General features: G+C 60.0%; 10 protein-coding genes. 1 reads left to right on the top strand and 9 read right to left on the bottom strand.

The window, feature by feature from the left end:
- Positions 1-52: 52 nt before the first annotated feature.
- Complete coding sequence (locus HDF15_RS17865; RefSeq protein ID WP_184257963.1) at positions 53-3,436, bottom strand: TonB-dependent receptor; 3,384 nt, start codon at positions 3,434-3,436, stop codon at positions 53-55.
- 600 nt (positions 3,437-4,036) lie between these two features.
- Here HDF15_RS17865 and obgE point away from each other — a divergent pair.
- A complete protein-coding gene (gene obgE, locus HDF15_RS17870) occupies positions 4,037-5,137 on the top strand; it encodes a GTPase ObgE (RefSeq protein ID WP_184257965.1) in 1,101 nt (366 codons plus the stop codon).
- Positions 5,138-5,404: 267 nt separating this feature from the next.
- Here obgE and HDF15_RS17875 read toward each other — a convergent pair whose 3' ends face one another.
- The 8 genes from HDF15_RS17875 to HDF15_RS17910 all read right to left on the bottom strand — a co-directional run bounded on the left by HDF15_RS17875 (position 5,405) and on the right by HDF15_RS17910 (position 12,775).
- Entirely contained in the window at positions 5,405-5,662 is a 258-nt protein-coding gene (locus HDF15_RS17875; protein WP_184257967.1) for a DUF433 domain-containing protein, read from the bottom strand.
- 68 nt (positions 5,663-5,730) lie between these two features.
- Positions 5,731-7,113, bottom strand: coding sequence for an aryl-sulfate sulfotransferase (locus tag HDF15_RS17880; protein WP_221314494.1), 1,383 nt, complete (start codon positions 7,111-7,113; stop codon positions 5,731-5,733).
- Between the two features lie 491 nt (positions 7,114-7,604).
- Positions 7,605-8,639, bottom strand: coding sequence for a HEAT repeat domain-containing protein (locus HDF15_RS17885; protein WP_184257969.1), 1,035 nt, complete (start codon positions 8,637-8,639; stop codon positions 7,605-7,607).
- A gap of 19 nt (positions 8,640-8,658) precedes the next feature.
- Positions 8,659-9,504: a hypothetical protein gene (locus HDF15_RS17890; protein WP_184257970.1), complete on the bottom strand. Its 846-nt coding sequence runs from the start codon at positions 9,502-9,504 to the stop codon at positions 8,659-8,661.
- Positions 9,504-10,118, bottom strand: a complete 615-nt coding sequence (locus HDF15_RS17895; protein ID WP_184257972.1) for an RNA polymerase sigma factor — start codon at positions 10,116-10,118, stop codon at positions 9,504-9,506. Before HDF15_RS17895 ends, HDF15_RS17890 begins: the two co-directional genes overlap by 1 nt.
- Before the next feature lie 49 nt (positions 10,119-10,167).
- Complete coding sequence (locus tag HDF15_RS17900; protein WP_184257974.1) at positions 10,168-11,058, bottom strand: MBL fold metallo-hydrolase; 891 nt, start codon at positions 11,056-11,058, stop codon at positions 10,168-10,170.
- Between the two features lie 144 nt (positions 11,059-11,202).
- Positions 11,203-11,682, bottom strand: a complete 480-nt coding sequence (locus HDF15_RS17905; protein WP_184257976.1) for a hypothetical protein — start codon at positions 11,680-11,682, stop codon at positions 11,203-11,205.
- Between the two features lie 220 nt (positions 11,683-11,902).
- Positions 11,903-12,775, bottom strand: coding sequence for a prephenate dehydrogenase/arogenate dehydrogenase family protein (locus HDF15_RS17910; protein WP_184257978.1), 873 nt, complete (start codon positions 12,773-12,775; stop codon positions 11,903-11,905).
- Positions 12,776-12,953 lie beyond the last annotated feature (178 nt).

The raw sequence follows: 12,953 nt of genomic DNA on the forward strand, positions 1-12,953 counted from the left end.
AAAAAGGGGCGATGGCCGAAGCCATCGCCCTTGAGAGGAGCAGTTACTACCGTTAGAACTGGAGGCGAAGCGCCAGCTGAATCAAACGCGGACTGTAAGCGTAGTTCGAGTTCACGCTGGAGACCGCGGCGAACGACGGTTGATAGGTCAGGTTGTTGACGGTCGTTGCCGCGGTCTGTCCCTGTACGGTCGAGATGGCATAGCCTGTAGTGCCTACGCCAGTAACGTTCTGGTGATTGGCCAGGTTGAATGCCTCGCCGATCAACTGCAGATTGTAGTGCTCAGCGAAAGTGAACTCCTTCTGCGCCCGCAGATCGACGACGATCGTACGCGGAAGCTGGAAGGTGTCACGTCCCAGGAACGGCAGGTAGGAGGACGCCGCTGACGTTCCTACGATGCCGCTTCCAGCAGCCTCATAGCAGTTGACTCCATAGCATTGGTTAGGAGTCGTACCGGTTGTAACTGCGGAGTATGGCAATCCACTCTGCATCTGAACGAGCGGCTTGATCGACCAACCGTTCGCGAGATACCTGAGGGCGCTGTCGCCATGGATGCCGGGGGCATTCAACACTGCCCAACCCACAACACGGTGACGCACATTCAGAGCGGAATTGCCATAGTTCTCACGCGGATTGGCATAGGGATCGAGCCAGTTCTCCGTGCTCGCCGCCGTAAAGCCGCTTGCACTGAAGTCCAGAGCGTGCGACCAGGTGTAGTTCGCATCGAACGTAATCCACTTGAACGTGCGGTTTGTTAGATCGAGCGAAAGTGCGTTGTAGCTGGAGTTGATATTGCTGACAACGTCGGTGACATTGCCAAAGTTCGGATTGATCAGAATGTTGTTATAAGTGCTGGACTTGGTACCAGTCTGCTGTTTACCGGCATAGGCTGTGACCGCGTAAGAACCGCAGCTCACCGGACCGCAAGTGCCATTCGTTCCGGGAACGACGTTGTAGTTGATCGTGTACGTCTTGGTCCGGTCGAGGTTGAAGTTCAAGTAGTTCGGGAGCTCGCGTCCGAGCGTACCCAGGTAGCTGACAGAAATTACGTTGGAGTTACCCAGGTTCTGCTGCACGGAAAGATCGAACTGCTCCGTGTAGGGATTTTGCAGATGCTTGTCCAGGTAGTACGCGCTGGCTGTTCCTGGAGCAGGGCCCGTAGGAGGCGTCTGCAGAGTAGGAGCATTGGCCGTTGTCGAAGAATAGCTCGGCGTCGACTGGGAGAGTGCAGAGCCCGTATTCAGATACGCGTTCAGAATGACCGCATTGGGAATACGACCGTAGTACATGCCGAAGCCACCACGAACCACCGTCTTGCCGAGACCGAACGGATCATAGGCAAAACCAAGGCGAGGGCTGAAGTTGTTCTTGTCGCTCGGATGCGAAGTCGTGATGGGCAGCGTGCCGGCGGCTGTACCGCTCAGGTTCGCATAGGGGCTGGGGATGGCCTCGTAGTCATAGCGGACGCCGAGGTTCAACGTCAAACGAGGGGTCAGCTTCCAGTCATCCTGAGCGAAGAAGCCATAGTCGAGCGTGGCCAGGTCGAAGGTTGACGGACCGAAGCCTGCAGCATAGCTCGAGTAGCAAGGATAGAAACCGCTTTTAGCCGATCCAACACCGCTACCGGAAGCATCGCAGCTCTCTCCCTTCGAAATCAGGTCCGAGAAATAATTGACTGTAGAACCATAGGTAATGTAGCCATTGCCTTCATAGACGTTGTTCTGCAGATCGTAGTTATGGATGATGTCCTCTCCAAAACGGATAGAGTGCTTGCCCCAGACATAGGTAGCCGTATCGCCAACCTGCCACTTGCGCTCGTCAGGATAGGAAACGCGGAAGGAGTAGTAGGGCTCGCCCAGGAAGAAACCGATGCCCGTATTCAGAGCAACCTCCGGAGCCAGGCCGGTGCTGTTGATCAGGTTCGCCTTGGTATAGGCGCTGGGATTCTGCAGGCCTTCGTCGTTCAACTCGCGACCATACTGGTAGCGAACTTCGTTGGTGAAGTTCTGCGTGATGAGCGAATCGAGCTTGACCAGCGTGTAGTCCAGCTTGACGAAGTCCGTGCCAAAGCTGTCGATCGCGTAATTGTTGGTTCCCTGCGTCTGCACGCCGCCGGGCGAGTCCCAGCGCAGGCGATGGTAGAGAACGCTGAGGTGTTCCTTGTCGTTGACCTGCCAGTCCAGCTTAGGCGTGTTGATGAGCTGATTACCAAAGCGCGGCACAGTGCCAAGGTCCGTAAGCAGGGCCTGAAGCTGCGTGCTGTAAGCCGTTGCGCCCGCTGCGTAGGAGCTGTAACCAAGACGTGCAGCCAGCAGGCAGGCTGCGCTGTCCGTCGCGCTTGCAGCAGCGGCATTGGCAGGAGCGGTGATCGCTCCGGTCGCCGTGCTGCAGGTGTATCCCGTGCTCAGAGCTGCATCCGGCGAGACAAAGAAGCTGCCGGGGTTGTTGGCCTTGGCGGTGCCGGGGAAGTTACGGCGATAGGCGTCGAAGGCATAGAACCAGAAGAGCTTGTCCTTCTTGAGCGGACCGCCGACGGCGAAGCCATATTGATTGCGGTTGTCCTTGGGACGGTAAGGCGAGGTGACGTACTGGTTGGTTGCCGAGTTGAATACCGTGTTGGACGCGCCGGGCTGGAAGGACGAGCGGCTCGAGTTGCGGTTATAGAAGTAGAGCTCGCCGTGCAGCTGGTTGCCACCGCTCTTCGTCACCGAGTTCACCACGCCACCCACGGCGCGGCCGAACTCAGCCGAATAGACACCGGTGTTGACCTGGAACTCGCGAACAGCACCCTGCGAGGTGGAGTAACCGGCGCGGGTACGGCCGCGCTCTTCCGAGAAGAACGCCTGGTTGTCGTCGGCGCCATCGATCTCGACGTTATTGAGCACGGACGGAATCGCACGGAAACTGAGCAGTCCGAAGCCGTTCGAATCGTTCACAACGCCTGGCGTAGTCAGTGCAAGGGTCGACCAGCGGCGGTTATTAACCGGAATCGCTTCGATCTCTTTGTTGTCGAGGTGACCACCAAACTCGGCGGAATCGAACTTGAGGACTGGGACATCCGCTGTAACTTCAACCGCCTGGGTCGTCTGGCCGGTGGTCAGATGGGGATTGACTGACGTGACTTCGTTCACCTCAACGATGACGCCGTTCTCTTTCTCAGGCGCAAAGTTCGGAGCGGTGATCGTAACGGTGTAGGTGCCGGGAGCCAGCTGCGGGGCGCGGAAGATGCCGCTCTCGTTGCTCTTGACCGTCAGGTCGGATCCGTTGGCGTCGTTGTGAATCAGGATGGTCGCGCTGGGAATCGCGGCGTCGGTTGAATCGAACACTGTACCGGAAATAGCACCCTGGGTTGTCGACTGAGCGTAAGCACCGCCAGTGGCAAGTGCCGCCGCAGCGCAGAATAGCGCCAGTCGGCGATTGAATTTTGTGCAGATCATGAGCCCTCCTCGAAAGGTTATGCGGTCGCCGGATCAGCCTTGCTTCGGTGTTCTGTAAGCCGGTTGGCCCCGCAAATGTGGTTCTTAAATGGATCTCTGCATCGAGATTCTCCGCCATGCGTTACGAACGCAACGAGGTCGGATTTTCCATAGCAGAATTGTCCAAATGTTTGTGTAAAGGTAGTCTACCAGCCGCCTCAGAGCTACCCGCAATAAAATTGCGGTGACGATTTCGGGCTTAAAGCCTGAAACTGGGGACACAACTCGCTTCGCATCAACAACTTACCTCTGCGCATGGGGAGCCTTTGCTCTTGTCTTTGCTTTTCTGGTTGTCATTCCGAGCGTAGTGAGCGAATCTGCTGTCTCCCGTTCTTCGTTCGTACCACCCAGAAAATACGTGGACCGGAACCGAGGCGTGGTTTGAACTGACGGACAACGTCTGTGGCGACACTAGCAAAAAACGGGAGACAGCAGATTCGCTCGCTACGCTCGGAATGACAACCAGAAAAGCAAAAGCAAGAACAAAAGCAACTGCTTCTCTGCGCTGCCCCTACCTGTCGCAAAAGAGCCCTTATACCCAGTCCGATACACTGTTAATAAATGTTCATTGATGAAGCACGAATCCGGATTAAAGCAGGCGATGGCGGCAACGGCTGCATGGCCTTCCGGCGCGAAAAGTTTGTTCCGCGTGGCGGCCCTTCGGGCGGCGACGGAGGCCATGGTGGCGACATCCTGATGACCTCGTCGCTCAGCCACAACACCCTGGTCCACTTCCGCTTCAACCCGGAGCACAAGTCCGAGCGGGGCGGTCACGGCCTCGGCTCCAATATGTCCGGCTACGCTGGCGAGCACAACGTCCTTAAAGTCCCCGTCGGCACCCTGCTCTACGACGACGACACCGGCGAACTCGTCCACGACTTCGCCCACCCCAACGAAGAGATCGTCATCGCCCGCGGTGGCCGCGGCGGTCGCGGCAACCAGCACTTTGCGACCTCTACCCATCAGGCGCCCCGGGAGCATGAACTCGGCCGTCCCGGCGAGGCACGCAACTACAGGCTGGAGCTTCGCCTACTGGCCGATGCCGGTCTCGTCGGCTATCCCAACGTTGGCAAGTCGACGCTGATCTCGCGCCTCTCAGCCGCCAAGCCCAAGATCGCCAACTACGCCTTTACGACGCTCGAACCGAACCTCGGCGTCGTGCAGGTCGGCGATGCGCCGTACGAGCAGTCGTTCACGGTCGCGGATATGCCGGGACTGATCGAAGGGGCACATCTCGGTGCCGGACTCGGCGTGCAGTTTCTCAAGCACATCGAGCGCACCAGCGTGCTCGTCCATCTGATTGATGTCTCGGACGCCAGCGGCAGGCCCGATCCGGTAGAGGACTACAACGTCATCACCGCCGAGCTCAAATCGTTTGACCCCGCGCTGGCTGCCAAGCCGACGATCCTGGTCGCGAACAAAGCCGACGTCGCTAACCCGGACAAGCTGAAGAAGCTGACCGCCATGGCCAAGCGCAAGAAGCTGCCGCTGTATACGATCTCCGCCGTCAGCGGCGAAGGTCTTCCAGCGTTGAAGTTCGCCATGGCCGAGGCCGTCGCGATGCACCGGCAGATTCCTTTGGAAGGCCCCGGTCCAGTGGTGCCCGCCAAGCGCAAGGCACATTATCCGCCCCCGGCGCCGAATGCGCGAGGGCGAAGGTAGATCTCGCGTGGTGAGTCTTTAGTTCGTTGAAGAATCAATGTGGCCCTATCGCGCGAAGCGCGTTCCCTGACGCTTCAACGTCAGGGAGTCGGAGGGAGCAGGGGCCTTTAGGCCCCTGAATTTGGAGGCCTAGCAAGAATTGGCCTTTAGGCCCGGGCCTTCTTTCGGCTGCGGACAAAAAGGCCCGGGGCTAAAGCCCGATTCTCGCCTGACCCTTATTCCGTAGCCTAAAGGCTACGGCTCCCTCCGCCCCGCGACGCTAAAGCGTCACGGTTTGCGCTTCGCGCTATAGCGAACTGGCCATCCAAGCAGGCTCTCACGCCCTCCCGAAAGTCGCGCCGCGTAGCGCAGGGCCTGCAATACATCCTCACGTTCAAGATAGGGATAGTTCACGAGAACATCCTCAACGCTATAACCTGCGCCAATCTGCCCAACGATCATCCCAACAGTGACACGCATTCCCCGAATGCACGCCTTGCCGCTCATAACTTCCGGCTGCTGAGTAATGCGATCCAGTTGTGTCATAAGCGCTCCTTCTTGAACCGATACTCGGAGTAAAGACTATTCAAGTGCCAGACAGATTGCAGCGCTTCTCACGGCACCCGGAACGTCGTAACATCCAACTCCTTCACCGCCTTCTCCGCATGCGGCGTGCCTTCCGGCACCCAGTCATACGGCACGGCCTGCGCCCGATAGGTCAGGCTGTTCGCAAATGGCCTGCCGTCCACCGTCGAGCGGCCCACATAGGGCATCACGTACTCCCAAACGATATCGCCCTCGGGAGTGACCTGGAACAGCCTCCCGTACATCCCCTCGTCGATAAGCGTATTGCCGTTCGGCAGCCGGCTTGCGCTGCTGACAAAAGAACTGAAGAAGCTCCAGACCGGCCGCCCGGAGTTCGCTCCGGTGTACTGCCAGACGATCTGATTCTTGACCGGATCGATCTCCAAAATACGCGAGCCCGCATAGATGCCCAGCGCAGCCGGAGGAAAGCCAGCGCCACCTTCGTCGTCGAACAATAGAAGATTGCCCGCGCCAGGCAGCCCTTTCGCGATGAGGTACGCGTTGTGCTGGCCGGAGATCTGGTCCACGGGGCGCGGCAGATCCTTCTTCATGATGCGCTGATCGGGAGAGTACTCGCTGCCCGGAAACTCTGGCCCCAGCCGCCAGACCACCTTGCCGGTCTTCTTCTCGATGATGAGAACGACGTTCCCCTTGCGGGTATCGATCATGATGTTCTCGGGATCGAAGCGCTTATCTCCCGCGTCGAACCAGCGATTGGACCCCAGCACCTGCATGTCGTTGATCTCGAGATACCCATAGGGTTCAGGCGGATTGCGCGCGATACGCTCGCGCAGATAGTTCATGCCCTCCGGCGTCCAGCCGAACTCCTTGAGATGATCTCCCGCAGTCCAGCTCCACACGACCTTGCCCTCAGGAGTGACCTCGTAGATCGCCTGGTCGCCAATCTCTTTCGGGCCCAGCCCTGGCACCGCACGCGGCACAGCGACCAGCAACAAGGTGTTGCCGTTGGCCAGACGCGCCCAGTCATGGTTCTGCCGCGCGGCTCCGCCGGGAGCCTGCGAGCCCCACTCCCAGACGGTCTTGCCGCCCCAATCGAGCTCACCCACCGTCTTGTTGGTGAAGATGCCGCCACGGCTGTCCTGAAGATCCGACAGTTGCAACAGCACGTGTCCCCGCTGGCCGCCGATCAACTTCGGGTCGATCACCTCTCCGGGATTGCCCGGATGAGGCCAACGGTGAACCTCGTTGCCGTCCATGTCGATCAGGTGCATGATGCCGTCGGGACCACTGAAGCCGACAAAGCTGTTGTACGCGCGAGACGGGTCGTAGATCGTGACCCCGGTGGGATAGACACGCGGAGGGGCGCTCAACGCTGCAGCGGTGAAAAGCGTAAGAAGCATCGCGGCACCAGCTCCGCGTGCGCGTTGTAGGGACAGGCCTGCAATCTGCATTGAACATGCTCCAGAAAGATGTCGGAGAGTTTTTTCGTTCCATGCAAATCATAACGGTCGTGCTGACGGATCTCCTGAAATCGAAACAGCCGGACATCCGCAGATGCAACTGGTGCCGAGAGTCATTCATTCATTGAATGATGAAGAATGAGGAGGAATAGCGCGAAGCGCAAACCGTGACGCTTCAGTGTCGCGGGGCGGAGGGAGCCGTAGCCTTTAGGCTACGGAATCAAGGGCAGGCGAGAATCGGGCTTTAGCCCCGGGCCGTTTGCCCGCAGCCGAAAGAAGGCCCGGGCCTAAAGGCCGCATCTTGCTAAGCCTCTATTTCCGTAGCCTAAAGGCTACGGCTCCCTCCGTCTCCCTGACGCTAAAGCGTCAGGGAACGCGCTTCGCGCCATTTCTCCTCATTTTCAGCGAACTAAAAGCTCACCCCTCTAGAAAGCGCTATCTCTTCTCTATCGACACTCGCATCGCAGTTCTCCTCGATCTTCCTACTTCAATAGCTCTTCCATATAGGCCGTCGCAGCAGGATCATGCATCAGGGCGAGCTGCGACACGATCTGCCGCTTCATCTCGAGGTCCTTCTCCCCGCGCGCGAGATCGACCAGCCCCGGAGCGTCCCTGGCGATGAACAACCCGCTCAGCGCCGCCTGTTTTACGCTGCGGTCGGTTGAACCCCGATAGATGCTCACGAGCTCCGGCCCAGCCTCCTTGCCATGCATCGTAGCGAGCGTCTGCACGGCGGCACGCTGCAAAGCCAGGTCCGTGTTCTTCGTAGCAATCTCCGTCAATAACTCCTGGGCCCCCGGCGCTTTGCTCTGGCCCAGCACGAAGAGAGCACGACGCCGCAGCTCGATCGGTTTGTCGGAGAAGAGGAACGTGCGGAGCGTCGGCAGCGCCTTCTCCGGCTCCTGCCGCATCAGTGAGTTCAGCGCAAGCAGCTTGATATCGTCATTGGGATCGATCGGCTGTCGCGGCTTTCCCAGGTCCTCCACATCGAACGGCTCCACCCCCTGGAGGGTGATCATTGCCGGATACGTATCCGCGCTGGTGATAGCGGCCAGTTGCGCATCGACCCGTGAACGCTCCGCCTCGCGCCCTGAACGCTCCAGGGTATGGGACTTAAGCATCTCCGTATCGATGGTGAGCTGTACGCGCAACCGCATGCATTCTCTGTTCCATGAACTCTTCGGCTGCGACACCCGCAATTGGTCGCAGGTCGCGCTGGCTTCGTTATGCTTGCCCAGCTTGTCCAGGCTGTAGGCCTTCCAGTAGAGAGAGGAGTCTGAGCCATCCGGATTCTTCGCGGCCACTTTATCGAAGGCCGCAGCCGCATCGGCCCAGCGGCCCTCATCCATGGCCTTCATCCCCTCGTTGTAGAGCGGGTCGCGTTGTACAGGCCGCGGTGAAGGTGAAGATGAAACAGCCGGTGCGGCGTCAGAAGTCTGTGCATACGAGGGAGCAGCATGCGCGGCGATAGGCAGCATTGCGGCAAGGGCGAAGGTGAAGAATTTACGGGTCATCATAAGGTCCTTTCAAAAAGAGCTAATCGGCAGCGCGCTCGTTGTGGTGAAGAATTCGAAGGTCAAACAGAACACTGCCCATCTTCACTTGCAGACGGACAGCGTCCGCATCACGCGCCGACGCCTGGGGCTCGGCGTCCAGAGAGATGAGCACGCGGCCCAGATCGTCCATCACGTTTGCCGCGGCAAAATCACCGCGCTCCTGCGCCGTTCGCTGATAGACGGCGTTCTGCAGCAGCAGATGATGAACCTGGGAGCGTGCCTCGAGGGGCAGTGGTCCCTCTTCGTGGCTTACCTCGGTCAACAACCGCTCGGCTGAGTCCAGGTGTGCGGCCATCCCGGAATCGCCGGCAATCGCATCGGCCGGCTCCGTCGTCAGCGGACCGGGACGGTTGTTATAGCGTCGCGGCTCGGCATGATGCTGGTGCAACTCCGCAATGACTTCGGGCACGGCCGCGTTCGACGCAGTCGTAGAGGGCGAAGACGCCGGCGCGGTAACTCCTGCAGTTGGAACCCGCGACACCGGAGAGCGTGACATCCAAAGCACCAGGACCATCGCGATCATCGCAGCGCAGCCCGCACCCGCGGCAAAAGCCCAACGCAGGCTGCGGCTGCGCTTCGCGGGAGTCAAAACCGCGAGCGAGGGCCGCAAACTTTGCCAGCTTCTTTCGAGCAAGTCCTCATCGACAACAGGCAGGGGGCCATGGCTTTTGAAAGCACGCAACGTTGCTGCAATCGCTTCAGACTCCGCCGCAAGTTCGGGATCACGCTCCAGGGCACGGCGCACGGCACGCGCCCGCAGCGGCGAAAGTTCGTTGAGATGATAGGCGATCAACTGCGTCTCGTCGCGTTCTGGATCGAAGGGCATTATCGGCGCTCCTTTACCAAGGACATAGCAGGAATAGAAACAGCCGGAACAGACCGCGCGGGCGCAAGCTCGCGGCGCAGCTTGGACACGGCACGAAACACCGCCTGTTTCGCGGAGTTCACAGGCACCCCGAGAGCCTTTGCAATCACATCGAGCGATTGCTCTTCCATGTGCCGCAGAACGAACGCGGTGCGCTCCATCGGCGTGAGAGCCTGCATGGCACGCTCGCGCTGCGAAACGGCTTCGCGGTCAAGCAGCGCAGCCTCGGGCGTCGGTTGGTGCGACACGGCGAGGTCTCCTGCTCGGGGTTCGCCGTCGAGAGCAACGGCGTTCCAGCCAAGATCGCGGCTGCGGCGTTCCACGAGATTGAGGGCACAGTTCATAGCGATGCGATACACCCACGTTCCGAAGGCCGCCTGTTCGCGGAACTCCGGCAGCTTGTTGTAAGCGCGCAGAAAAGCCTCCTGCGCGGCCTCTTCGGCATCGACGGTATTCCCGGTGATGCGCAAGGTGGCACGAAGAACGGCGGGCAGATGACGCTCCATCAGGACGCGGTACGCATCCCGATCGCCGGCAAGGATGCTCCGGATCGCCTCTTGCTCGATATTCTTCATCTGCGCCATTAGACAGGCAGTTGATGGCGCGGTTAGGTTGTGCGGTTATTTATTTTTGGAGTTTCCAGCTCTCGCCTTCGGCGAGCGGGTGGATGCGGTCGCCCACACCCGCCTTTGCCGCAGCGGCGAGCAGACGCGGGAGCGGCTCGTCCATCGGCTCGCGACCGAGGCGAAAGGTGTTGTAGTGCATCGGCACCATCGTCTGCGCGCCGAGGTCGAGGAAGGCTCGCAGGGCCTCTTCGGGGCTGGTGTGGACGGCGCGATAGCTGTCCGGATAATAGGCGCCGATGGGAAGCAGGGCGATGTCGGGACGCAGCCGCTGGCCGATCTCGGTGAACCCGCCGAAGAAGGCTGTATCGCCCGAGTGATAGAGGCGCGGCGACTCCGGAGCCTCGATGCAGTAGCCGCCAAAGCCGCGATGAGTATCGTTGAACAAACGCGCGCCCCAGTGCTTCGCGGGCGTCGCCGTAATGCGCAGGGAGTTCAACTCGGCAGACTGCCACCACCCCAGCTCCTCGACACGAGCAAACCCGAGGTCGCGAACCAGGTCTTCGACACCGTTGGGGACAATCGCCATCGGCGCAGGCAGCTTGCGACGGCGCATCTCGCGCGTAACCGCCCGCAGCGACGGGCGATTGAGATGATCCATATGCGCGTGGGTAAGCAACACCGCATCGATGCGTGGAAGGTCTCGCACTTGAACGCCGGGATGCCGCTGGCGGCGCAGGAGGATAAGACGAGTCGCAAAGACCGGGTCGATGAGGATCGCGGAGCCCGCGATCTGAAGCAGAAACGACGAGTGGCCGATGAAGGTGATCACCGTCTCCCCGGCTGCGGGCTCGACAGGCCTCTGCGGCTGGCCCTGCATCGGTTGCGCGTGACTCTCGCGAACGAGACGCTCTAACTGCCGCAGCTTGGTGATCCAGAAAGGAACGGTCATGGGGTTTCTTCAACTGCCTCTGAGGATACAGATGCGGGGATGGGCGAAAGGATTGGATGCAACAGCATTGTTCTGACATTCAGGTTCGAACAGCTGCGGCTATGTTGTTGCTTAGCAACACGGCATGAGATCGGCAACACCGCTTCAATGACAGGAATCGAACTTGAGATCGCCTGTGGCGTGCGACTCGGGTTCGCTCGTCTCACAGTCGAAGCGCGCGTGGCCTTCCATCGCCCAGATGTCGTTGTAGCTGGAATTGGTGCGCTGAACATCGACGTCCCACACCTTACAGTCGCTCTTGTTGTAGCGGACGGCAAAGTCCGTGCCGGGCACATTCAACACCACGTGCGGTTCGCCGTCCTCCGGCAGCGCGATGCGGCCGCCTGTCTGCGGCTGCGCTTCGTCAAAGAATCCCACACCAAAGTATTGCTGGCGTTGGCCGGATTGGCAGGTATTGACGTGCATCGTCCAGTTCTTCGACTCGCGGCTGAGGGTCGCCGTACCGGTGGCCTTGCCCTTGCACCCTGTCAGGGTGAAGAGCGCCGACAGGGACAGCAGCAGCACAAGGGCGTATCTGGATTTCAACGCTGCGCGTTCGGTGGGCTGATGAAGGTCATCGCTCATGGCATCCAGTTTAGCCAGAGAAAGAACGGATTGACTCAGAGGTGAGTGAATAAGTCTTGTGTTGAGCAAGTGCCGGGTGCCCCATTCATGCGCGTTCTCTGCGCATGAATGGGCGGCCACGAGGCCAGGCCTGAGGCATACCCCATCTCCTCGCCACCCCACTCATGACATAAAGCCTTGTCAAGAATGGGGCACCCAGAGGGGTCGCTCGGTGAATAACCTAGGACTTCTTCGTAGCCCGGAAGCGGTTCGCCGTGGCGAACTCTTCGCGCAATTCCGGCGTGCGCAGGTTCTCTCGCAGGTGCGCGAGGCGCTGCTCCAAGGCGTGCAACGTCTGCGCGATCGGCTCGGTGTTCGTGAGTGCGATATCGCGCCACATACTGTAAGGGCTTGAGCCGAGGCGCGTGGTCTCGCGCAGAGCTCGGCCACCAATGGCCTGCACGGCAGCGAGGCCGTCGGGATCGGCGCTGAAGGTGTCCTGCAGCAGCCCGGCCAGCGCGGTCGAGAGCATCTGCGGAAGATGCGAGACCCAGGCACAGACTTCGTCATGGCGCTCGGCCCCAAGATCCTGAGTCTGCGCGCCCATGCCTGCTACCAGTGCGCGCCAGTGCGCTTCCAGTGCGCACTCGTTTTGATCGACAGGCGTGAAGAGCCAGGTTGCGCCGCGAAAGAGTTCGGCATCGGCCAGCGCGGCGCCACCGGACTCCTTGCCCGCCATCGGATGCCCAGGCAGGAAGCGCGCTTTGCCCGGCTGGTTGTAGAGCTTTGCCGCGAGCTCCACGATCTCAAGCTTGGTGCTGCCGACGTCCGTGACAAGCTGCCGCTCGTTCGACACAGGCGCGAGCCTCTGCATCCAGTCGAGGATAGGCAGAACCGGCGTCGCCAGCAGATAGATATCGGCTGCGTCCGGAGCGAGCACGGCTTCGCGGGCTGGGAGGGCCTCGTCGATAGCTCCGACTTCGAGCGCCTTTGCGAGTTCGGCGAGGTCTGCGTCCCAGCCGAGGATTTTACTGTCGGGCGCGGCAGCTTTGAGCGCCAGCCCAACTGACGCGCCAATGAGGCCTGTTCCGAGGATGAGAATGCGGGTGGACATCGGTATTTAGTGTAGCTGTCGGTTCAAAAGCACGCTGTCATCATCGTTGTCGTTGCTTGTTTTTCGCCGTCATCCTGAGCCAACGGCGAAGGACCCCCGCATTCTGGGGTGGCTCGGACTGCAAAGGTGGCACCAAATGCGGGGGTCCTTCAGCTACGCTTCAGGATGACGACGAGAA

It is taken from the genome of Granulicella mallensis (genome assembly GCF_014203225.1).
GTDB classification, from domain to species: domain Bacteria; phylum Acidobacteriota; class Terriglobia; order Terriglobales; family Acidobacteriaceae; genus Granulicella; species Granulicella mallensis_A.